Raw genomic sequence first — 22,044 nt, forward strand, 5'->3', positions numbered from 1 at the left:
AACAAAAAAGCCCGGGCGTCATGCCCGGGCTTTTCCTTTGTCCGTGTAGGGACTGGCTTAGAAGGCTTCTGCTTCCAGCTCCATCATGGTGGAGGTGCCGGTCTTCACCTTGGCGAGGTGCATCGAGCTTTCCACGATGACGCGGTCGAAGAAGTACTTCGCCGTGATCAGCTTGTTCTTGTAGAACGGATCGCTGTCGCCTGCGCGGTCAAGCGCTTCCTTGGTCATCATCAGCCACATGTAGCCGATAGCCACGAGGCCGAAGAGGTGGAGGTAGTCGTTCGACGCGGCACCGGCCTGGTCGAAGTCCTTCATGGCGTTCATGCCGAGCCACTGGGTCGCTTCGGTCAGCTCGCCCTTCGCGGCGAGGAGCTTTTCGATATAGGCGTCGAGGTCATCGTTCTGACCTTTGTTCTCCGCACACCAATCGTCGATTTCCTTGAAGAAGGTCTGCCAGTAACGGCCGCCTTCCGCCATCAGCTTACGGCCGACAAGGTCGAGGGCCTGGATGCCGTTGGTGCCTTCATAGATGAGGGCAATACGGACGTCGCGGACGAACTGGGACATGCCCCATTCTTCGCAGTAGCCCGAGCCGCCAAAGACCTGGAGGCTGTCGTTCGCACCTTTCGAACCCTTGTCCGTCAGGTAGGCTTTGATGACCGGCGTGATGAGCGCCATGTAGTCGTTCGACTTCTGACGGTCGGCTTCCTCAGGCGCCTTGTGCTGCATGTCCTCGTGGAGCGCAGCCCAGAACGTCAGGGCACGGGCTCCTTCGACAAAGGCGCGGGTGTCCATCAGCATACGGCGCACGTCCGGGTGGACGATGATCGGGTCGGCAGGCTTCTCAGGAGCCTTCACGCCCGTGACCGAGCGCGACTGCAGGCGGTCGCGGGCAAAGGCCGCTGCGTTCTGCATGGCGACTTCAGCGGCTGCGTACCCCTGGAGGCCAACGCCGAGACGCGCTTCGTTCATCATGACGAACATGGCGCGCATGCCCTTGTTCTCCTCACCGACGAGGAAGCCCGTGGCGTCGTCATAGTTCATGACGCAGGTCGCGTTGCCGTGGATGCCCATCTTCTCTTCGAGGCCACCGCAGGTCACGCCGTTCCGCTCACCGAGCGAGCCGTCGTCGTTGACCATGAACTTCGGCACGATGAAGAGCGAGATGCCCTTGATGCCTTCAGGCGCGCCTTCGATCCGTGCAAGGACGAGGTGGATGATGTTCTTCGACATCTCGTGCTCGCCAGCCGAGATCCAGATCTTCTGGCCGCTGATCTTGTAGGTGCCGTCGCCCTGCGGGACAGCTTTCGAGCGGATGAGGCCGAGATCCGTGCCGCACTGGGGCTCGGTCAGGTTCATCGTGCCCGTCCACTCACCGGTGGTCATCTTGGGCAGGTAGGTCTGCTTCTGCTCGTCCGACGCAGCAGCGTGGATCGCGCGCCATGCGCCAGCCGCGAGGCCCGGATACATGCCGAACGCCTGGTTCGCCGAAGAGGTCATCTCGGAGATGGCCATGGCGAGGGTCACGGGCAGGCCCGAACCGCCATATTCAGGGTCCATGGCGAGGGCGCCGAACCCTGACTCGCAGAACTGGTCGTAAGCTTCCTTGAAGCCGGTCGGCACGGTGACGGTCGCGTCATCGTTGCGCTTACAGCCTTCAAGGTCGCCGACGCGGTTGAGCGGCGCGAGCACGTCACGGTGCCACTTGCCGGCCTCTTCGAGGATGGCGTCGATCGTGTCCTTGTCGGCGTCAGCAAAGCCGGGAAGGTTCGAGTAGTTCTGCAGTTTCAGGACGTCGTGCAGCAGGAACTGCATGTCGCGGATAGGTGCCTCATAGACGGGCATATCGGTCCTCCGTTGGTGGCGCGGCTGCACTCCGGCAGCTGGCGCATTCTTGGGTTTGAGGACCGTCTAGGGCTTCGACGTTAAGAAGGCAAAGACGCGAAGCGTCGCAAATTATTGCAACCTCATGCTCGCATGCGCGTTGGTAATGGTGACTTTGGCTAGAGGCTCTTAGGTTTTTGTTAAGCAGGCGGCTTCACCAAGGGTTGAAATCAGCTTAACGCCGTCAGAACCGGGAAAATCAGAGAAGTGTCCAGGGCGCGAGGACAGCGCGACATGGATGCATTAAAGGGCCGCATGAGCGCGAAATCGAACGTCCCATGGAGCGTCAAAGGCATCGATCAGGATGCCCGCTCAGTGGCGAAGGCGCTGGCCCAGCGTCGCGGCATGACCCTCGGTGAGTTCATCACCGAGATGATCCGCGAAAAAGGTTCCGACGAAGCCCTCGTTGCCGACAGCCCTTCGCCCGATTCTCGCCGTGAGAAAGTCGTCTCCGGCGTCACCACCGAACAGCTTCGCGGTGTGGTGGACACCCTCAACCGCCTCAATGAGCGCCTGATCTCCGCCGAGCAGAACCTCCTCCAGAGCGAGCTTCAGTCTCGTGAGGCCATGGGCGGCCTCAACCAGGGCCTCGAGACCATGTTCGAGCGCGTGAAGCGCCTCGAAAAAGAAGCCCGCGGCGAGCCCACCGGCGAAGTCGAGCAGCGCCTCGACAAGCTTGAGGGCGCCGCTGAAAAGAACTCTTGGGTGAAGAGCCTCGTCGCTCTCGAAAAAGCCCTCTCCACGCTGGTCGAGCAGGTCGAAAGCTCCCGCGAGGACACCGACGAACGCCTATCGAAGAACGAAGGCCTGATCGAAGAGATCCAGCAGCGCCTCTCCACCGAGGACGAAGCCCTGCGCGAGGAACTTGGCGGGCTTCTCGAAGCGATCGACTCAACCGCTGACCGCCTCACCGACACCGACGCCAGGGTGCAGGAGGCCCTCGCCGCCGCGAAGGACGCTGCCGAGAGCCGCGACGAGCACTTCATCGAGCGGACCAGCCAGAAGCTCCAGCTCCTCGGTTCGGAGATCAAGCGGACCTCCGACCATATCCGCACGCTGGAAGGGAACGTCTCCCGCCTCTCCGAGAAGATCGAGGCCGGCGAGGAGCGCAGCGCAGAGGGCATCAGCCGCGTCGCTCAGTCCCTCGACAGCCTCCGCCGCGACCTGGAAGAGACGAGCCTCACCCGTGGCCCCGGCGCTCCTGCCGCCGAAGCCCGCAAGGCCGTGGCCGACGCTGGCCGCGATGCCGCCGCCCTCGAAGGCGCGTTTGCAGCCGTGGTCGACCGGCTCGAAGGCCGCGACCTGCCCGAGGACCGGATAACCGTTCCGCTCTCGGCGTCGCCCCTGCCCGAAGAAGCCCTGCGCTCCGATTTCACCGCACCGGGCAGCGATGACGCCTTTGAGGACGAGTTCGACCGCGTCTTCGAAGACCCCCTCAAGCTCGGTCTTGGCGCCAAGAGCACTGCGCGCGCCGATAGCTTCCCAGAGCCGTCCTTCGATGAGCCCGAGGCCCGCCCCTCTGCCCCGGCTTTTGAGAACACGCCGATCACTGAGGCTCCCGGCGCCACGGATGCGTTTTTCTCCGATCCCGCGCCCAGCGACGACTTCCGTGAGGAGCAGCCGGCTCCCGAACAGGACCCAGACGATGGGTTCACGGCCTGGGACGTCCCGGCCTCCGACAGGAACCCTTTCTCTGCTCCTCCAGCGGACCCGGTCAGCTTCGATCAGGACGGCCTCTTCCGTGAAGACGAAGAGCCGACCTTCGGTGAGCGCGTCGCGGCCATGGCGCGCGGCGCTTTCAGCGCACCGTCCGAGAACAACGCTGCTCTTGGCTGGGTGCTCGTCCTGATCGCCATTGTCGCCATAGGCGCGACGGCCCTGACCCTCAGCCGCCCCGGCGGTTCCGAGCCTGTCGTCATGGAGCCCATGCCCGAGACGAGGCCCGCCGAACCCGCAGCGCCTGACCCCACGGCCCTTTACGCAGAAGCGCAGCAAAAGCTCGCCACCGCCGTCCTCCCCGAGGAAGTCACCGAGGCCATCAGCGCGCTCACCGACGCAGCTGACGCTGGCTCCATCCTCGCCCAGAGCGAACTCGGCGAGATCTATCTGTCCGGCGACGGCGTCCCTCAGAACGGTCTTCTCGCGAGGACATGGTTCGAGCAGGCCGCTGAAAGCGGCCATCTCCGATCCATCCACCGTCTCGCGGGCCTCGACATCAACGGCACTGGCGGTCCTGTGGACCAGACCCGCGCCCTTGAAGGCTTCACCCGCGCTGCAAACGCCGGATACGCGCCATCCATGTACAATCTCGGGGCCCTCTACGACCCCCGGAATGCCTATCTTTCGGACGGCAGGACCAACCGCGACGAGGCTTATTTCTGGTACCGCCTCGCGGCCAACCAGGGCGATTCCCAGGCGCTTGAGAAGGCCAACGAGCTGGCTTCCGAGATGACCCCCGGCGCCATCGGCCGGGCCGAAGGTCGTCTCTCCAGCTGGCGTCCCCAGCCGGTCAGTCGCTGACCTGCTGACTTTTTTCGCAAGTTAGGCGCACTGGCGCTTCCCCCGCTCCGATAATCGCGGCAGAGAACAGCTGTCTTTCGCGGAAGGGTGGTCAGCATGTCAGTCATCGCAGTGGTCGGTGCGGCAAGCTATGAAGGGCGCCAGCTCATGCTGTCCCTCGCCGATGAGGGCCGCGCCCATATCGGCTTCGACCGCCGCACCTCTTCCAAGCTCGAAGGCGATGACCCGATCGAGCGCCTGAACATCGAAAGCTCCACCAAGCTTTCCGAAGCCTTCGAAAAGCACGGCGTCACCGACGTCATCCACCTCCCCGACCGGGGCACGGTGGCGAAGTCCCTCAAGGATCCGCTCGACGCTTTCGAGATGACCCTCCTGCCGCTCATGGCCGTCCTTAGGGCCTCGGCCACCATCGGCGTGAAGACCTTCGTCCTCTCTTCGACAGCCTCCGTCTACGGAACGCCCGAACGCATCCCCGTGCCGGAGAAGTCGACCCTCAAACCCATCTCTCCTCTTGGCGCAGCAGCAGCAGGGGCGGAGCGGATCACCACTGAAGTCTGCCGTACCCAGAACATCCCGCTCGCCATCCTGCGCTACTTCAATGCAGCTGGAGCCGATCCTGACGGCAGGGCCGCCGCCGCCGACGCGCCGAAGCACCTCATCACCGCTGCCGTCAAAGTCGCTCTCGGCCACCGCAAGGGGCCGCTCAAGATCTACGGCAATGACTATGACACCCCCGACGGCACGCCGATGCGGGACTATGTCCATGTCGCCGACGTCGCCCTCGCCCAGATCGCAGCCGTCGACCATCTCCGTAGCACCGGCGAAACCGTCGTCCTCAATTGCGGCTATGGTGAAGGCGCTTCGGTGCAGGACGTGATCCATTCGGTCGAGCGCGTTATTGGCAAGGAGCTGCCGGTCAGCATCGAAGGACGCCGCGAGGGCGATCCCTCGCAGCTCATCGCCGACACCGCAGCCATCCGTCAGGCCCTCGGCTGGCGCCCGCGCTACAATGACCTCGACCTGATCGTCCGTACAGCGATCGATTGGGAGCGGAAGCACGGGAATGCCTAGGCTCGCAAGGCTCGGCACGCTCCTCGTCGCCCTCGTCATCGCCTGGCAGTCCCTGAAGCCGCCATCGCCCGACGAAAGCGGCGGCCCCGCACTCCTCCGCTTCCTGGCAGACCTCGTCCTCGGCAATCCGGACCAGCACGACAAGATCGGCCACTTCCTTGCCTACGCAGCACTCGCCGCCTGCGCCTTCATCGGCTTCAGGAGCAAAGCGGGCATCGCCATAACCCTATCCTTCGCCTACGGAGCGCTCTTCGAGGGCCTCCAGGCCATGATCCCCGGCCGCGATGCCTCATGGCTCGACATGGCCGCCAACGGCACAGGAGTCGCCGCGGGCCTCATCGCAGGCATCCTCTTCTCCATCCTCGCAGCAGGAGTTCTCAAAAAATGAGCCGTCCCCTGATCGTCATTCCCGCCCGCTATGGTTCCCAGCGCCTCAAGGGCAAGATGCTCCTCGCTGAGACCGGCAAGCCGCTCATTCAGCATACGTGGGAGGTTTGCCGCTCCGTCGAGGGCGTCGACGTGGTCATCGCCACGGACCATGAGGACATCGTCGAGGCCGCCAAGGGCTTCGGTGCCGACGTCGTCATGACCGACCCCGACCATCCCTCAGGCACGGCCCGCGTTGCAGAAGCCGCCAAGGGCCGCGAGGCGTCCATGGTCATCAACTGCCAGGGCGATGAGCCAGAGGTCGAGCCTGACAATATCCGTAAGCTGATCGAAGGTCACGAAGCCGCCATGCGCGAACCCCGCGCAGCCTTCATCTCGACCCTCGCCTGTCCCTGGCCTGAAGAGCTCGACGCCACCAATCCGAACACGGTGAAAGTCGTGACGACCGCAAAGGGCGGCGAGGCGGAGGACGCCCTCTACTTCTCCCGCTCGGTGATGCCCTTCCCGCGCACCCGCGAGCATCGCCCGAAGATGCATATCGGCCTCTACGCCTTCGCGCCCGACTGCCTCCAGCGCTTCGCAGCCCTCAAGCCTTCGGGCCTCGCGGAGACCGAAAGCCTTGAGCAGCTCACCGCCCTTGAAAGCGGCGAGCGTGTGGCTGTCATCATGGTGGATCGCGCCTCGCCGGGCATCGACACGGTTGAAGACTACGCAGCCTTCGTCAAGCGCTATAAAGCAAAGGCTTAAACGGCTGCTGACTGGTCAGAAGACGGAGCTTCTGGCTTCTCGCGGCTCGTCCACTCATCACGGCGAACCGGCTTTGAGATATAAAAGCCCTGCAGGAAGTCAACGCCCAGCGCCTTGAGGATGCGGGCGTCGGCATCATTGTCGACCCACTCCGCCACGGTCTTCATCTCGAAGTTCCGTGCAAGGTCGATCAGGGTCCTGACGAAGAGCTGGTTCTCCCGCGACTGGGCGAGCCCGGTGATGAACGAGCCGTCGATCTTCAGAATGTCGATGTCGAGGGCCTTGAGGTTACGGAACGAGGTGTAGCCCGCACCAAAATCATCAAGCGCGAACTTGGCACCGAGCGATTTGATCCGTGCCACGAATTCCTCCGAAGCCTCGATGGCATCGACGATCCGCGTCTCGGTCAGCTCAACCGTCAGGCGGTCTGCGATGTGGCTGTTGGCGCGCAGGTGCGTTGTGTATCCGTCGGCCCAGACCGGGTCCTTCACCGTTTCCCAGCTCACATTGACCGCAAGCTGAAGATCAGGGTTCCGGTTCAGCGCGACGCAGGCGAGCTCCAGGACCCGGCGGTCGAGAAGGTGCACAAGCCCGAGGCGCTCCGCCGCCGCAATGAAATTCGGCGCAGAGATTTCCTCGCCATCCTTGGAGTCGAGCCGGATCAGGCACTCATACTTCGCCCACGGTGCATCGACATCGGTGACGATGGGCTGGAACGCCACATGGACCCGGCGGTCATTGAGGGCGTTGAGGATGAGGTCTGACATCTCCGTATCCCGGTGGCGGGTGGAGACGGGGTCTGTCAGGTCACTGAAGACCGACCAGCTGGAAGGGCCAGACTGACGCGCCTGGTCAAGGGCCGCTTCGGCCCGCGCCATCGCGATATCGGCATTGCCGATGTCACCGGTCAGCGGGACTGCGCCGAGGCAGACAGAAGCTGCGACAGCGCCGCTGCGCGTCTTCACAACGTCCTGGCGGACGAGGTTCAGGATCTCGATAGCCCGTTCACGGATCTCTTCAGGCGAGCGGCCTTCGGAGAGAATACCAAACTTGGTCCCTGCGACCCGGCCGATGGTGCAACTGTCGCCTAGGGACGAGCCGAGACGGTGCGCGATGGTCGCGATCACCTGGTCAGCAGCGTCAAAGCCGAAGCTCACATTGATGCCGCCGACATTGTCGATCCCGACGAGGAAGAAGGCGCTTCCGCGGCCATCGCCAGCGCGCTCGATCGCAGCGCCGATCTTCTCTTTCGTCCGTGCGCGGTTGAGCTGCCCCGTCATTTCGTCATGGGCGGCCATGAAGGCGAGCTGTTCTTCGCGCTGCTTCTGGGCATCGATCCGGCGCAGGACGCCGACCATGCGCTGTTGCCCGCCAATCTTCAGCCAGGTGCCGCGCTCTTCGTACCAGTGGAAGCCGCCATCGGGGCGCTCCACGCGAAACTCGACATTGTAGGAGCTGCCGCCGTCGCGGGCTGAGGAGATCGACGCTTGCCGCTGGGCCGCGCCTTCGGGGGCCACTTGCGAGATCAGCGTGTCATAGGATTCCGATGTCGCCTCACCGTCGAGGCCGAGCACATCGCCTGCCTGAGCAGGGTCTGCCCACGCGACCACGCCGCTTTCGGGATCGAACTCGAACATCGCCTGGCCCGATGCCTCAAGGGCAAAACGGACAGTGTCGGGTCCGACGGCAAACGGAGTGTTCGAGGACATAAGACGCGTTTCCTGATGACAGGCCTGATGGAACGTCAGGAAACGCTAGGGGAGCGGGATGAAAAAACGCTGAAACGGAGGTTTCAGCGAGGTTTAAACCGGCCGGGCTCAGCCGGTGATGCCGCCGCTGACACCAAAGTCACGCCGTGCTGCGAACGTCGTGATCATGAAGCCGGCCATGAAATCGAGGCCCGTCATGAGGGTCAGGAGGAAGAACGGCGTCGTCGAAAAGTTCGGCACAATCACGAAGGACAGGGCGCAAGCGATGAAAAGAACGGCCGAAAAGGCGTGGTTCAGGATCGACTCAGTCCCTGTGTTGTTCGCCCGCAGCACTTCCCAGAACAGAAGCGCCAAAGAGGCCATCAGGAAGATATCGCCCCCGCGGATCAGCCAGTCATCGCCAGAGATCATCGTCACCGTGGCGATCTCGCCATCGACCCAGCTCGAGCCGCCCGAGGAGAAAGAGATGGCTGCGTAAATCAGGTAGCTGATCGTCAGGAGCGGAAAGATCTTGAACATGGACGTGCTTCCTCGGCCTTTTTTGCTGGGAGAGGAGTTTGCCGCGATCCCAAGGGCCGTGACCCTCGCCGCAGTTTCGTCCCTGACGCCCAACCTCTTGCTCCTTGGCCCACGAAGGGGCCTCGTCTTGCTACGGATGGCCAACTTCCGATGGCCTGCCAGAGGGCAAAGATGGCAACGCGGACGCGCCCTGACCAGCCCCCCAGCATGGTGAAGCCATAGTCTAGCACAAGCGCCTCAAAGCGCAGCAAAAACCTGCTTTCGAGGTTAACGGGCCTGTGCTTTCCCGATTCTGAAGGCCGCTGCGGGAAGACTGCAAATCTTTAGCGGGAATACCCTCCCGCCACTTCCCCGGAAGCGTGCGTCAGTCGACGAAGAAGGTCTCCAGCGCACCGCCATCCCAGCGCAGGATGAACCTGTCGCTTCCATCGATCGTCACGAGGATCACGTCGCGCTCCGCTTCGCCTTCCTCGGTGATCGGGCAGGCGATCGGGTCAACGCAGACCTCGCCGATGGCGTCTGCGGGAATGACTTCCCACTCCACCTGCGCCAGCGCATCGGCGCCGAGATGCTCGACGAAAACCTCACCGGTCGAAGAAAGCTCGAGCGCAATCTGAACGCCCGTATCGCTTTCGCGGGCCCTGGCTTCGTCAGGTGCACCGTCGCCGTCGAAGTCACCGACCAGCTCGGGGAACGCCACCTCATCAACCGTGGGAAGCGTCTCCTCGACGATCTGCATGTCAGCAGCGGCAAGGATTTCGGCGTCCTCGCCCTCTTCCTCACCGGGCTCAGAGGCACCCTCTTCGCCTTCGTCGTCCGGCTCTTCCCCTTCAGGATCAGAGCCCTCAGGCCCTGGCTCTTCAGGGTCGTCGCCGCTTTCGTCGTCGGGGTTCTCCTGGGGCTCTTCTACCGCAGGCTCAGGATCAGGCAGGGGTTCAGGCTCGGTCGCGCCGGGTCCATCCTGCCACGCCGCGACGAGTGCCGCGGCCATGCCGAGAACAGAAGCGATCATGCCACGGGGCCTCCCCTTAACTGCCCTTACCGAGACCTTAACAGGTCTTCGGCCTCACGGGTACAGTCAGGGACAGGATGGTTACTCAGCCCGTTTGACGTACTCGATCGTCTGGGTGTTCACGATGATCGCCGTGTCCGCCGAGATATGCGGCGGCACCATCACGCGCAGGCCGTTCTCCAGCGTTGCGGGCTTGTAGGAGCTCGACGCCGTCTGGCCCTTCACGGTGGGCTCGGTCTCGGTGATCGTCAGGGTCACTTGCTCAGGCAGCGCCACGCCGATCGGGCGGCCTTCATGCATTTCCACTTCGACAGCCATGCCGTCCTGCAGGAATGCGCGCTGCTCGCCGATCATGTCCTCAGCGATCTGGATCTGCTCGTAGCTCTCCGTGTCCATGAAGGTCAGCATGTCGCCTTCGGCGTAGAGGAACGTGTGCTCCTTCTGCTCGAGGCGGACCTTCTCGACGGTCTCCGACGAGCGGAAACGCTCGTTGAGCTTGCGGCCATCGATTAGGTTCTTGAGCTCGACCTGGGCATAGGCAGGGCCTTTGCCGGGCTTCACCGCATCGATCTTCACCGCACGCCAGAGGGTGTCCTGGTGCATGATCGTGTTGCCGGGACGGATTTCGTTGCCGTTGATTTTCATGGGACTGCCTTATGCTCGGTCGCGCGCGGTGCGCGGTCTATTCTTGGATGTCGAGCCTGTTGGCATGGGGGCGGGGACGCATCAAGCGCCCCCTGCCCGCCTTAGGTCTTAGTGCCCGGACCTAGTGGTAGTCCTTGTCTTTCTTTTCCTCGCCGACCTTCTTGCCGTCGACGCGGATGTCCTTGCCCTTGGCGTCAAGCTGGCCCGTGACCCGGCCGACGCGGATCGAGCCGGAGCCCGTGCTCCTGAGGCGCGCGTTCTTGGCCGAGCCGCCGAAGGTCACTTCGCCCGAGCCGTAGACCGTGGCGTCGAGGTCATCGACCGAACCATTGTCGATATCGAGATCGCCGGAACCGTGCACCGAAAGGTCGAGATCGCCGTTCACCTGGTTCACTTCGAGGTCGCCAGAGCCGTGGACGGAGCCTTTGAGCCCGCGCTCGATGCGGTTCATCTTGAGGTCGCCGGAGCCGTGGACGTTGGCCGAGACCGGGCCGAGCACGCGCTCGAGCGACAGGTCGCCGGAGCCGTGGACGCTGGCCTTCACTTCGCCGCCCACATTGCGGGCGTTAAGATCACCAGAGCCGTGCACCCTGAGGTCCGCCTCGCGGATGTTGCCTGCGATCAGGTCGCCAGAGCCATGCACCGAGCCGTCGAGCATGCCCGCGACATTGCCAACTTCGAGGTAGCCCGAGCCGTGGATTTCCAGCTCGGCGTCATCGACATCCCCGAGCACCACCAGGAGGTGCACATTGTCGGTGATGTCGACATCGCCCGCGCTCCCATCGGTGCGCATGTGGATCGCAGAGCCATTGATCTCGATATCCGTGCCTTGAGGCGCGGAGATCGTCAGGCGCGGACGCTCTTCCAGCATCTCTTCAAAGACGCGGTCGCGGTCCTTGGGCTGGCGGCCGGACCAGCCTTTGCGGTTGTTCTGGTATTCCTTCCACCAGCGGCGGCGGTCGATCTCTTCATCGCCTGTGATGCGGGTGGTGGAGCCGGTCTTGATGGTCACCTCGTCGGCATTTGGTCCCGACTTGATAGCGCTGATCTCGCCAGAGCCTGAAAGCTCCAGCTCCACCGTGCCGTAGAAGTCCTCAATGACGATCCTGTCGCCCGACTGCGCGTGGGCCACGCCGAGCAGTAGGAGTGAAGCCGCAAGGCCCGAAGTCATGATACGCATGGAAATGTCCTCTCCCTTATCGAGAAACGAGATAGGGGAACAATCTCACGATTACAAGTGTGGTCAATGAACGAAGAGCATGAGCAAGGTGGACCCCGACTAAGGTCGTCTACAACCGGCACCCCCGAGGCGCGTAGCGTCAGCGATGGACACAAAGGTCCTGACCTCGGGAGAAACGCCATGAGTGCGACAACCATCAAAGACGTAGCGTCAGGAGAAAAGGCGGATGTACCGCCAAAGCTCTCCTACTGGGCCGAGAACCTCCGCCTCTTGGGAGGACTGCTCGCGATCTGGTTCACCGTCAGTTTCGGGTTCGGAATTCTTCTCCGCGACCTGCTCGACAATTTCTCGATCCTCGGCGTGCCCGCCGGTTTCTGGTTCGCCCAGCAGGGATCGATTTATGTCTTCATTGCACTGATCTTCTACTACAGCCGCGCGATCCATAAGATCGAGCAGAAGCACGGTGTCGATGATGACGAAGAAGGAGCTTCGTCATGAGCGCCCAACTTCTCACATACATCTTCGTGGGCCTGAGCTTCGCGCTCTATATCGGCATCGCGATCTGGAGCCGGGCTGGCTCCACCAAGGAGTTCTACGTCGCCGGTGGCGGCGTGCACCCGGTGGCCAATGGTATGGCCACGGCCGCTGACTGGATGTCGGCAGCCTCCTTCATTTCCATGGCAGGCATCGTCGCCTTCGCAGGCTATGATGGCTCCGTGTACCTCATGGGTTGGACCGGCGGCTATGTGCTGCTCGCCCTGCTCCTCGCCCCCTACCTCAGGAAGTTCGGCAAGTTCACGGTGCCCGATTTCATCGGTGATCGTTACTACTCCAAGGCTGCGCGCCTGGTGGCCGTCGTCTGCCTCATCGTCATCAGCTTCACCTACGTTGCTGGTCAGATGCGCGGTGTCGGTGTCGTCTTCTCGCGGTTCCTCGATGTGAACATTGAGATGGGCGTCCTGATCGGTATGGGCGTTGTCTTCTTCTACGCTGTCCTCGGCGGCATGAAGGGCATCACCTACACGCAAGTCGCACAATATTGTGTGCTGATCTTCGCCTTCATGGTTCCGGCCGTGTTCCTGTCCTTCATGGTCACGGGCAACCCGATCCCGATGCTCGCCATCGGTTCGGAAGTCGGCGACACAGGGATGACCGTGCTTCAGAGGCTCGACCAATCGCTGGTTGATCTAGGGTTCGGTAAGTATACGGAAGGCACCAAGTCCACCATCGACGTCTTCGCCATCACCATGGCGCTGATGGTCGGGACCGCAGGCCTGCCCCACGTCATCGTTCGCTTCTTCACCGTCCCGAAAGTCTCGGACGCACGGAAGTCGGCCGGTTACGCGCTGGTCTTCATCGCCCTTCTCTATGTCACGGTTCCCGCCGTTGCCTCGATCGGCCGTCTCAACTTCATCAACACGGTGAACGAGACTTCCTATGATGGCTCGGCCCTAGCCGCAGAGACGACGCCGGACTTCTTCAAATCCTACGAAGACATCGGCCTCTATGCGTATGAGGACAAAAACGGTGACGGCATCATCCAGTATGGTCCGGGTGCAGCCTTCCAAGGCGGCAAACCTCAGTTCACCGGCGACCGTGGCCCGCTCGGCAACCGCCTCACCTCCAACGCCGACCCGGCTGTTGCGAATGAGGTGTATGCTGACCGTGACACGCTGGTCCTTGTGAACCCGGAGATGGCAAACCTGCCCGCATGGGTCATCGCCCTGATGGCGGCAGGCGGCATCGCAGCCGCTCTCTCCACCGCGGCGGGTCTCCTCCTGGTGATCTCGTCCGCCGTGTCGCACGACCTCCTGAAGAAGACAGTGATGCCCACCATCACCGACAAGCAGGAACTGTGGGCCGCACGCGGAGCCGCCGTGGTTGCCATCGGCATCGCAGGCTACTTCGGCATCAACCCTCCGGGCTTCGTCGCCCAGGTTGTCGCCCTGGCCTTCGGTCTCGCCGCATGTTCGCTCTTCCCGGCGATCATGATGGGCATCTTCACCAAGCGGATGAACAAGGAAGGCGCTATCGCCGGTATGGTGGCAGGTCTCCTCTTCACCATCCTCTACATCGGCACCTTCAAGTTCGGCTGGTTCGGCGATATTCCGAACACCGCGGACAACTGGCTCTTCGGCATCTCGCCTGAAGGTATCGGGACCATCGGTATGGTGATCAACTTCGCAACGGCCTTCACCGTCGCGGCCTTCACCGCCAAGACGCCCGAAGACGTCAAGGCCATGGTCGAGCAGATCAGGGTGCCCTCGGGCGCAGGCGCAGCGCATACCCACTGACTTCTCTTCCTTCAGTGGGTTCCACGGGAAAGGCGGTGCTTCGGCACCGCCTTTTTCGTATGCGGAGAATATTGGACAGCCCTCGCAGCCTATGGAAGACTGAGCGAAAAAGATAACTTCAAAGAGGGAGGCGCTCGGCGCCATGTCGACGGTGACCGTCGGGGCCGCGCTCGCGATCTACGCAGCGGTCCTTTTCGCAGTGGGCTTCATGGCCCAGAAGCGCGGATCCTTCCCGCCGCGCACCCTGCCGCTCGTCACCGCGCTCTCCATCGGGGTCTACTGCACCTCCTGGACCTTCTACGGCGCAGTGGGCACGGCCGCCCGGTCAGGGTGGGACTATCTGCCGATCTATCTCGGCCCCGTTCTGGCCTTCACCCTAGGCCTGCCGCTCATCGAGCGGACCATCAGCCTCGGCAAGGCCCACGGCGCGACCTCCCTCCCCGACCTCATCTCCCGTCGCTTCGGCCGGTCGCGCAGCCTCGCTGCGCTTCTTTCCGGCACCCTCGTCCTCGTCAGCATCCCCTACATCACGCTCCAGCTCATCGCCGTCGCCTCGACCTTCTCCGTCGTCACGGGGGGAGAGGAGACCCGGTCTCAGGCCCTCATCCTCTCCGTCGGCGCCGTCCTCGCAGCCTTCGGCCTCGTCTTCGGCACCAGAAGCCGTGACGCCACGGAGAGGAGCCCCGGCCTCGTCGCCGCGATGGCCTTCGACAGCGTCTTCAAGCTCCTCGCCTTCTTCGTCGTCGCCCTCGTCGCCCTCGCCATCCTCTCCGGCGGAGAGATCACCGCACCGCCTCTTCCTTCTGCGGAGGGGTTCACCGCACCGCGTTTCCTCCTCCTGACCGCGCTCTCCGCCTTCATGGTGCTCTGCCTGCCAAGGCAGTTCCACATGACCGTCGTGGAGCCAGACGGCCCGCGCACGGTCAGGCGCGCCGCGCCCATCCTCATCCTCTACCTCGGCCTCTTCGCCCTCCTCGTCCTCCCCATCGCAGGGGCAGGCGCGGGCCTCGGCCTCGGGGCATCGCCGGACATCTTCGTCCTGACCGTACCGAGGGCCTCAGGCGCAGAAGCCCTGACCCTCCTCGCCTTTGTCGGCGGCTTCGCGGCGGCGGCAGGCATGATCGTCGTCACCGGCATCGCGGTCGGCAACATGATCTCCAACGACCTCGTCCTTCCCCTCCTGTCGAACGCAGGGGAAGCCCGCGCCTTCAAGCACGCCCTGACCATCAGGCGCCTCAGTCTCTGTGCACTGATCGTCATCGCTTCGCTGTTCGCGCTCACGGTTCCCGAGGGGGCCATGCTGGCCGAGCTCGGCGTCGTCTCCTTTGCAGGCGCTGCCCAGCTCGCCCCGCTTCTCATCGCAGCCATCTTCGCCCCGCGCGTGACCTCGCCAGCGGCCGTTGCCGCCATCGTGACAGGGGTCAGCCTGTGGCTCATCCTCGTCCTCGGCCCCGTCGTCGCAGGAGGCACAGCGTTCGATGCCAGCCCGCTCCTTAAGATGCTCCTGCCGTTCATCGATGATCAGTTCACGGCAGGAACCCTTATTGCAGGGCTCGCGAACGTCTCCGTGCTCGTCGCACTGACGCTCCTCGCCCCGGCAGATCTCAAGGCCCGCGAGGATGCCGCCCGCTTCAACAGCCAGCGCGCCCAGGGTGCCCTCTCCGGCACGGTCAGGGTCGGCGACCTCCGCGCCCTTCTCGAGCAGATCGTCGGCAAGGACGTCGCAGCCTCCACCGCTCGTCCGTATGCAAATCTCAGGGACAGCGACCTCGCCCCCGCGGCCTTTGTCGAGGAAAGCGAGCGCAGGCTCAGCGGCGTTCTTGGTAACGCTTCGGCCAACATTCTCCTCACCCGCCTCCTGACGTCCAGCCGCGTGGCCGTAGGAGATGTCATGGTGCTGATGGGCGACGCCTCCCGTGAGCTTCGCTTCGGACAGGACCTCCTACTCGCCACCCTCGACAGCCTCGCCGAGGGTGTCTCGGTGATCGATGCGGAAGGTAAGCTCGTCGCCTGGAACAAGGCGTATGAGGAGCTTTTCGACTACCCCTCGGGCCTTCTCGCCGTCGGCACGCCCGTCGAGACCCTCCTCCGGCACAACCTCCCCCGCGCGCCGGAGGCAAAGCTGCAAAAGCGGATCGCGCTCCTCAAAGATGGCATTCCGCACACGTCAGAGACAACCTTGCGCGATGGACGAATCCTCAGGCTGCAGGGCAGGCCCGTCCCTGGCGGAGGCTATGTCACGTCCTTCTCCGATGTCACCGAATACCGCGTTGCGCAGACAGCGCTTGCCGAGAGCGAACGCACCCTTCGTTTTTACACGGATAATATTCCCTTTCCTATCGCCTTCGCTGACCCCGGCCAGACCATCCGCTTCCACAACAGAGCCTATGCGGAGATGACCGGCATGCTGGACCAGAGCCTTGTCGGCCTGCCCCTCGCCACCGTCCTCGGCGAGCACTACGCCAAGCGCAGCATCGCCATCGACGCTGTCCTCGAAGGCAGCGGCAGGCGCTTCGTTCTGTCTCCTGACGATATTGGCGGCGACGTCACTTGGCAGGTCACCTACGTCCCGCAAGTCTCGCAAAGCGGAACGGTGCTTGGCTTTTTCGGCTTCTATCAGGACATCTCCAAACGCCGCGCAGCCCAGTCGGCCCTCGAAGAAGCGAACCGCACCCTCGAAGCCCGCGTCGAGCAGCGGACCGCGGAGCTCAGCCTCGCCAACACCGCAGCCGACAGCGCACGGCAGGAGGCAGAGGCTGCGAACCAGTCGAAGACACGCTTCCTCGCCGCCGCCAGCCACGACGTGCTCCAGCCGCTCAACGCGGCCCGCCTCTTCGCCTCAAGCCTCGAAGACACGCTCCCCGAAGGCAGCGACGAGGCAGGCACCGCCACACGGATCGGGGCAGCGATCGGCTCCGCCGACACCCTCCTCAGGTCGCTCCTCAACCTCTCCAAGCTCGAAGCAGGCGGCGTTGATCCCAAGAAGAGCGCCTTTGCACTCGGCCCCTATCTCGAGGGCATCGCCGAAGAGTTCCGTCCGTTAGCTGAGGAACAGGGTCTCACTTTACGTGTAGTCTCCACGGGCCTCTGGACCGACACCGATCCTGGCCTCCTGCGCTCAGCCATCCAGAACCTCCTCGCCAACGCCGTGCGGTACACAGATGAAGGCGGGGTTCTGATCGGCGTCCGCAGGGTTTGGGGCCGGCTCGCGCTGGACATCATCGATTCAGGGCGCGGCATTGCCGCCGAGGACCAAGCGACGATCTTTAAGGAGTTCACGAGGCTCCCCCGTGACCGCGACGTCGAGGGCGCGGGGCTGGGGCTTGCCACCGTCAGCCGCGTGGCGGGACTTCTCGGGCACGACATCATCCTGTCCTCAGACCCCGGCAAGGGAACGCGGTTCCGCCTCCTTATCCCGCGTGCCGAACCAAGATCTGCCGTCGCCTCTCCGCGCCGGCGAAGCGCCCCCGGCTTTGGCGGCGCACGTGTCCTCTGCGTCGACAACGACCGATCCGTTTTAGAAGCGCTCGAGGCACGCTTCACCAAATGGGGCGCGGAGACTTCCGCCCTCGGCAGTGTGGACGCGGTCCGTGCCGCCTATGCCAACGGCGCCGCGATGCCTGATCTCCTGATCCTCGACTACCAGCTTGACGGTGACGAAACCGGCCTCGACGTCTTCGATTTCTTCGCTGAAGAAAAAGAGTGCCGCTTGCCCGCAATCGTGGTCACAGCCAGCCGCTCCGAAGCCACCGACGAAGCCGTCCGCTCAAGAGGGCTCGACATTCTCTCAAAACCGGTAGAGCCCGCAGCGCTCCGCTCACTGAGCGTCAGTCTTCTGAACGCTCCGAAGGTTTGACGTCGAGGCGGCGCGCCATCATGGCGGCCTGCGTCCTTGTCTGCACGCCAAGCTTCTGCATCACCGCCGTCATATGCGCCTTCACCGTGGCCTCGGAGATGTCGAGCTCGTAGGCGATCTGCTTGTTGAGAAGGCCGTCCCTGACATGGACCAGCACTTTGAGCTGGGTCGGGGTGAGGCTCGCCAGCGCCGCATCCTCCTCGGAAGGCTCGGCCTCTTCTGGCAGCCACGTCTCGCCATCGAGGACCGCCTCCACCGCTTCCCGGATGGTCGGCAGGTCGGAGGACTTCGGAACGAAGCCTGACGCTCCGAGCGCCGCCGCACGGCCAGGAAGCCCCGGCGCCGTGTCGCCTGAAACGACGAGGACCGGGACAGCCGGATAGAGCGAGCGGACCTGCAGGAGCCCTGCAAGCCCGTCACTATCCGGCATATGAAGATCGAGGGTGAGAAGCCCCACCGGCCCAGCCTCCAGCGCCGCAAAGGCGCCTTCGAGGGTCTCGCGCTCGATCACTTCACGCTCGGGCGCTGCCTTGCCGACGGCCCCCACGAGCGCAGCGCGGAACAGGGGGTGATCATCGGCAATGACAATGGGTGCGACCATTCCTCTGCCTACCGCGCTTCGGCGAACTTTTCAGCACCCTTCAGCAGGCTCTCAACCACCAGAGGCTCTGACAGCGTCGATGTGTCGCCCAGCTGGTCAGGCTGCCCCTCGGCAATCTTGCGGAGGATCCTGCGCATGATCTTGCCGGACCGCGTCTTCGGCAGGCCGGGTGAGAGCTGCACCCGGTCGGGGGTCGCAACCGGGCCGATCTCGTTCCTGACATGCCCGCGAAGCTCCGTGGCGAGAGCATCGCTGGCCTCGATCCCCTGCTTCAGGGTGACATAGCAATGAACGCCCTGCCCCTTGATGTCATGGGGATAGCCAACGACGGCCGCTTCCGCGACTGACGCATGGGCCACCAGCGCGCTTTCGATCTCCGCCGTGCCCATCCGGTGACCGGATACGTTGAGGACATCGTCCACCCGTCCGGTGATCCAATAGTCACCATCCTCGTCACGCCTGGCCCCATCGCCAGTGAAGTACGTACCCGGATAGGTCGAGAAGTAGGTGTCGAAGAACCGCTGCTCGTCACCCCAGACGCCCCGCGCCTGGCCGGGCCAGCTCGTCGTCAGGACGAGGTTACCGTCGACCGCACCGTCAAGCGGCTTGCCTTCATTATCCACCAGTGCCGGAAGCACCCCCGGCAGCGGCGTCGTCGCAGCGCCAGGCTTGTTGTCCGAACTCTTCGCAGAAGGAGAAATCAGGATGCCGCCCGTCTCGGTCTGCCACCAGGTATCAACGATCGGGCACCTGCCCTCGCCAACAACGTCATGGTACCACCTCCAGGCCTCAGGATTGATCGGTTCACCGACAGATCCAAGAAGCCTGAGCGAGGAGCGGTCATGCTCCGTGACGAACTCATCACCCTCGCGCATCGCAGCCCGGATAGCCGTCGGCGCGGTGTAGAGGATCGACACCCTATGCTTCGCCACCACTTCCCACATGCGCCCAGCATCAGGCCAGCTCGGCACGCCCTCGAAGAGAACCTGCGTCGCTCCGTTCGCCATCGGTCCGTAGACGATGTAGCTGTGCCCTGTGATCCATCCGACATCAGCGGTGCACCAGAAGACATCGTCGGTCTGCAGGGCAAAGACTTTCTCATGGGTGAAGGACGCATACACCATGTACCCGCCGGTCGTATGCACGACCCCCTTGGGTTTGCCCGTCGACCCCGACGTATAAAGAATGAAAAGCGGGTCCTCCGCAGCCATCGGCTCAGGATCACAGGTCGGCGCAACCTCGTCGCGCTCCTCGCTCCACAGGATGTCCCGCCCCGGCGTCAGGGGCACCTGCGCGCCAGTCACCTCGATCGTCAGCACCAGCTTCGGCGGCTGCGCCAGCCGCTCGAGCGCAAGGTCGACATTCGCCTTCAGCGGGATCGCCTTGGCGCCCCTCCGCCCTTCGTCAGCGGTGATGATCGCCGTTGCGCCGCAATCCTCGATCCGGCTGGCGAGCGCGTCAGGAGAGAACCCTCCGAACACGACCGAATGGACTGCGCCGATCCTGGCGCAGGCCAGCATCGCGTAGGCCGCCTCGGGCACCATGGGCATGTAGAGAACGACCCGGTCGCCCTTCCCGACACCGCGCGATTTGAGGACGTTTGCCATCCGGCACACTTCCTCGTGGGCCAGGCGGTAGCTGATCCGTTCGCATGCGGAGGGGTCGTTGCCTTCGAAGATGAAGGCCGTCTTGTCGCCGCGTTCGGCAAGGTGCCGGTCGAGGCACTGCACCGAGGCGTTGAGCACCCCGTCCTCGAACCATTTGATCCGGAAATCATCCCTTTCGAAGGACACATCGGACGCCACCGTAGGCGCTTCCATCCAGGTCAGCCGCTTGGCCTCCTCCAGCCAGAACGCGTCCAACGCACTCTTTTCGCTCAGGTTTGCAGCATCGTAGGCCATGGGCTTCTCCCTATTGGTGTCAGGTCATGCCGCTTTGTCCCTTTCCCAGGGTGTCCCAGCAATCAGACCATGGTCGCTACGACCATCCGCCAATAGCGAAGATGTCGCACCCGCCCGATGCTCACTGAAAAAATGATCATCGGAGGAAGCCATGAAGACCCAACAGAAGCTTGCGCTCATCGCCGCCGCATCGACATTCGCCGTGAGTTCGGCTCTGGCCCAGGACAGCCTGGAGGTCCGGGTCGACACGATCGAAGAGAAACTCGACCGTATCCTCGAGCGCCTCGACGATGACGAGGTCATGCTCACGCCTGAGGAGACCAAGGACGTCCGCAAAGCGGTCAAGATGATCCGTGTCGGCACCGCCACCTATTCCGACGGCTTCGGCGAGACCCCGCCTGAGAAAATCCTCGCCGAGCGGCCACAAGGCTTTATGAGCGGCGACACGGAGGTTCTCTTCGGTGGCTACATCAAGCTCGACGCTTCCCTGACCGAGTTTACTGGAGGCTCTCTGCCTACGAACAGTCTGGGTCGTGACCTCTACATCCCCGGGCTCGTCCCCGTCGGCGGTGAAGGCGAGGATCCTGTCTTCGACTTCAACCCGCGCGAAAGCCGCTTCTTCTTCGGCTTCGACACCAAGAAGGCAGGCCGCAAGATCGGCGGCAAGATCGAACTCGACTTCCAGGTCACCAATGACGGGAACGAGCGGGTCTCCAACAGCTTCTCTCCCCGGATGCGCGTGGCGTTCCTGACCATCGACAACTGGCTCCTCGGCCAGACCTGGTCGACCTTCCAGGACGTTGCTGCCCTGCCTGACAATCTCGACTTCATCGGCCCGACCGAAGGCACCGTCTTCGATCGCCAGCCGATGATCCGCTACACCAAGGGCCCGTTCCAGATCGCCATCGAGCAGCCTGAGACCGAGATCACCACGGCGACGGGCGGCAGGATCATGCCCGGCGACGACTCGCTCCCTGACCTTGCCCTGCGCTACAACAAGAAGGGCGACTTCGGGCACCTGACCGTCGCGACGTTGCTCCGTCAACTGAAGGCTGGCGCTGATGTTACGGGTCAGGATACCGAGACGACGCTTGGCTGGGGCGTATCCGGTTCAGGCAAGATCAAGATCGGCAGCCGCGACGACCTGCGGTTCATGGCGACCTATGGCGAAGGCATCGGCCGCTATATCGGCGTCAACGTCGTCAATGACGCAGCGCTCAACGCCAACCTTGAGCTTGAAACCATTCCGACCACGTCGGGTTTCGTCTCCTACCGCCACTTCTGGGCCAAGGACTGGCGCTCGAACCTTTCGCTTGGCTATTTCAAGGCCGACAACCCCGTTCAGCTGACGTCCGGCGCGGTGACGGACCAGGTAACCTCGGTGCACGTCAACCTCATCCGCTCCCTGACGAAGAAGGTCGATGTGGGTGTCGAATACATCCGGGCTGACCGCGAACTTGAAAACGGCCTCGACGGCGCGATGAACAAGATCCAGTTCTCCGCCAAATACGGTTTCTGACGCGCCCTCCCTCGCGTGAGACTTGGCGGGTCAGCGGGATTTATCCCCGCTGACCCGCACTTGTTTAAGGTGGAGCCGTCTTCCGAAGGTGACGGGCCTGACCGGTCGTTCCTGCCAGCGCTTCGGAGGCGGTGCAGATAGCATGTGCGGACTAACGATCCGCATGTGCTGTTCGAGAGTTTGAAGTGCTTAGCCGCCG

The 22,044-nt window shown here is 63.4% G+C and carries 16 protein-coding genes; 8 read left to right on the forward strand and 8 right to left on the reverse strand.

Going from position 1 to position 22,044, the window contains the following annotated elements:
* Positions 1–57 precede the first annotated feature (57 nt).
* Complete coding sequence (locus HK107_RS04330; protein ID WP_173197081.1) at positions 58–1,845, reverse strand: acyl-CoA dehydrogenase C-terminal domain-containing protein; 1,788 nt, start codon at positions 1,843–1,845, stop codon at positions 58–60.
* A 294-nt stretch (positions 1,846–2,139) separates the two neighbouring features.
* Here HK107_RS04330 and HK107_RS04335 point away from each other — a divergent pair, with 294 nt between their 5' ends.
* From HK107_RS04335 to kdsB, 4 genes are all read left to right on the forward strand, one after another.
* Positions 2,140–4,404: a tetratricopeptide repeat protein gene (locus HK107_RS04335; protein WP_173197083.1), complete on the forward strand. Its 2,265-nt coding sequence runs from the start codon at positions 2,140–2,142 to the stop codon at positions 4,402–4,404.
* A gap of 96 nt (positions 4,405–4,500) precedes the next feature.
* The gene (galE, locus tag HK107_RS04340; RefSeq protein WP_173197084.1) at positions 4,501–5,475 is read left to right on the forward strand and encodes a UDP-glucose 4-epimerase GalE; all 975 of its coding nucleotides are present in this window, start codon (positions 4,501–4,503) and stop codon (positions 5,473–5,475) included.
* On the forward strand, positions 5,468–5,863 hold the full coding sequence (locus HK107_RS04345; protein WP_173197085.1) for a VanZ family protein: 396 nt from the start codon (positions 5,468–5,470) through the stop codon (positions 5,861–5,863). Before galE ends, HK107_RS04345 begins: the two co-directional genes overlap by 8 nt.
* A complete protein-coding gene (gene kdsB, locus HK107_RS04350; RefSeq protein WP_173197086.1) occupies positions 5,860–6,609 on the forward strand; it encodes a 3-deoxy-manno-octulosonate cytidylyltransferase in 750 nt (249 codons plus the stop codon). The genes HK107_RS04345 and kdsB overlap by 4 nt, the downstream gene beginning before the upstream one ends.
* Here kdsB and HK107_RS04355 read toward each other — a convergent pair.
* The 5 genes from HK107_RS04355 to HK107_RS04375 all read right to left on the reverse strand — a co-directional run bounded on the left by HK107_RS04355 (position 6,606) and on the right by HK107_RS04375 (position 11,674).
* The gene (locus HK107_RS04355; RefSeq protein WP_173197087.1) at positions 6,606–8,318 is read right to left on the reverse strand and encodes a GGDEF domain-containing phosphodiesterase; all 1,713 of its coding nucleotides are present in this window, start codon (positions 8,316–8,318) and stop codon (positions 6,606–6,608) included. The genes kdsB and HK107_RS04355 overlap by 4 nt on opposite strands.
* Before the next feature lie 108 nt (positions 8,319–8,426).
* The gene (locus HK107_RS04360; protein ID WP_173197088.1) at positions 8,427–8,837 is read right to left on the reverse strand and encodes a hypothetical protein; all 411 of its coding nucleotides are present in this window, start codon (positions 8,835–8,837) and stop codon (positions 8,427–8,429) included.
* Positions 8,838–9,201: 364 nt separating this feature from the next.
* Positions 9,202–9,849 (reverse strand): hypothetical protein, encoded by a 648-nt coding sequence (locus HK107_RS04365; protein ID WP_173197089.1) that lies wholly within the window; start codon positions 9,847–9,849, stop codon positions 9,202–9,204.
* Positions 9,850–9,930: 81 nt separating this feature from the next.
* Positions 9,931–10,494 carry an elongation factor P gene (gene efp, locus HK107_RS04370; protein WP_173197090.1) on the reverse strand — a complete coding sequence of 188 codons (564 nt, stop codon included), beginning with the start codon at positions 10,492–10,494 and terminating at the stop codon, positions 9,931–9,933.
* Between the two features lie 121 nt (positions 10,495–10,615).
* On the reverse strand, positions 10,616–11,674 hold the full coding sequence (locus HK107_RS04375; protein ID WP_173197093.1) for a GIN domain-containing protein: 1,059 nt from the start codon (positions 11,672–11,674) through the stop codon (positions 10,616–10,618).
* Between the two features lie 180 nt (positions 11,675–11,854).
* Here HK107_RS04375 and HK107_RS04380 point away from each other — a divergent pair, with 180 nt between their 5' ends.
* From HK107_RS04380 to HK107_RS04390, 3 genes are all read left to right on the forward strand, one after another.
* Positions 11,855–12,172 carry a DUF4212 domain-containing protein gene (locus tag HK107_RS04380; RefSeq protein WP_173197095.1) on the forward strand — a complete coding sequence of 106 codons (318 nt, stop codon included), beginning with the start codon at positions 11,855–11,857 and terminating at the stop codon, positions 12,170–12,172.
* On the forward strand, positions 12,169–13,968 hold the full coding sequence (locus HK107_RS04385) for a sodium:solute symporter family protein (RefSeq protein WP_173197097.1): 1,800 nt from the start codon (positions 12,169–12,171) through the stop codon (positions 13,966–13,968). Before HK107_RS04380 ends, HK107_RS04385 begins: the two co-directional genes overlap by 4 nt.
* A 142-nt stretch (positions 13,969–14,110) precedes the next feature.
* On the forward strand, positions 14,111–17,824 hold the full coding sequence (locus tag HK107_RS04390; protein ID WP_173197099.1) for a sodium:solute symporter family transporter: 3,714 nt from the start codon (positions 14,111–14,113) through the stop codon (positions 17,822–17,824).
* Here the strand turns inward: HK107_RS04390 and HK107_RS04395 are convergent.
* Entirely contained in the window at positions 17,796–18,425 is a 630-nt protein-coding gene (locus HK107_RS04395) for a LuxR C-terminal-related transcriptional regulator (protein WP_173197101.1), read from the reverse strand. The two genes, HK107_RS04390 and HK107_RS04395, sit on opposite strands and share 29 nt — an antisense overlap.
* A gap of 8 nt (positions 18,426–18,433) precedes the next feature.
* Entirely contained in the window at positions 18,434–20,326 is a 1,893-nt protein-coding gene (acs, locus tag HK107_RS04400; protein ID WP_173197103.1) for an acetate--CoA ligase, read from the reverse strand.
* 151 nt (positions 20,327–20,477) lie between these two features.
* On the opposite strand from acs, the gene HK107_RS04405 reads away from it, so the two are divergent.
* Positions 20,478–21,845, forward strand: a complete 1,368-nt coding sequence (locus HK107_RS04405) for a DcaP family trimeric outer membrane transporter (protein WP_198912292.1) — start codon at positions 20,478–20,480, stop codon at positions 21,843–21,845.
* The last annotated feature ends 199 nt before the right edge of the window (positions 21,846–22,044 follow it).

Source organism: Parvularcula mediterranea, assembly GCF_013085255.1.
Classification (GTDB): Bacteria; Pseudomonadota; Alphaproteobacteria; order Caulobacterales; family Parvularculaceae; genus Parvularcula; species Parvularcula mediterranea.

Excerpts from the sequence above, each read along its gene's own strand:
- HK107_RS04330 (WP_173197081.1), bottom strand. The coding sequence starts at position 1,845 with ATGCCCGTCTATGAGGCACCTATCCGCGACATGCAGTTCCTGCTGCAC.
- HK107_RS04335 (WP_173197083.1), top strand. The coding sequence starts at position 2,140 with ATGAGCGCGAAATCGAACGTCCCATGGAGCGTCAAAGGCATCGATCAG.
- galE (WP_173197084.1), top strand. The coding sequence starts at position 4,501 with ATGTCAGTCATCGCAGTGGTCGGTGCGGCAAGCTATGAAGGGCGCCAG.
- HK107_RS04345 (WP_173197085.1), top strand. The coding sequence starts at position 5,468 with ATGCCTAGGCTCGCAAGGCTCGGCACGCTCCTCGTCGCCCTCGTCATC.
- kdsB (WP_173197086.1), top strand. The coding sequence starts at position 5,860 with ATGAGCCGTCCCCTGATCGTCATTCCCGCCCGCTATGGTTCCCAGCGC.
- HK107_RS04355 (WP_173197087.1), bottom strand. The coding sequence starts at position 8,318 with ATGTCCTCGAACACTCCGTTTGCCGTCGGACCCGACACTGTCCGTTTT.
- HK107_RS04360 (WP_173197088.1), bottom strand. The coding sequence starts at position 8,837 with ATGTTCAAGATCTTTCCGCTCCTGACGATCAGCTACCTGATTTACGCA.
- HK107_RS04365 (WP_173197089.1), bottom strand. The coding sequence starts at position 9,849 with ATGATCGCTTCTGTTCTCGGCATGGCCGCGGCACTCGTCGCGGCGTGG.
- efp (WP_173197090.1), bottom strand. The coding sequence starts at position 10,494 with ATGAAAATCAACGGCAACGAAATCCGTCCCGGCAACACGATCATGCAC.
- HK107_RS04375 (WP_173197093.1), bottom strand. The coding sequence starts at position 11,674 with ATGCGTATCATGACTTCGGGCCTTGCGGCTTCACTCCTACTGCTCGGC.
- HK107_RS04380 (WP_173197095.1), top strand. The coding sequence starts at position 11,855 with ATGAGTGCGACAACCATCAAAGACGTAGCGTCAGGAGAAAAGGCGGAT.
- HK107_RS04385 (WP_173197097.1), top strand. The coding sequence starts at position 12,169 with ATGAGCGCCCAACTTCTCACATACATCTTCGTGGGCCTGAGCTTCGCG.
- HK107_RS04390 (WP_173197099.1), top strand. The coding sequence starts at position 14,111 with ATGTCGACGGTGACCGTCGGGGCCGCGCTCGCGATCTACGCAGCGGTC.
- HK107_RS04395 (WP_173197101.1), bottom strand. The coding sequence starts at position 18,425 with ATGGTCGCACCCATTGTCATTGCCGATGATCACCCCCTGTTCCGCGCT.
- acs (WP_173197103.1), bottom strand. The coding sequence starts at position 20,326 with ATGGCCTACGATGCTGCAAACCTGAGCGAAAAGAGTGCGTTGGACGCG.
- HK107_RS04405 (WP_198912292.1), top strand. The coding sequence starts at position 20,478 with ATGAAGACCCAACAGAAGCTTGCGCTCATCGCCGCCGCATCGACATTC.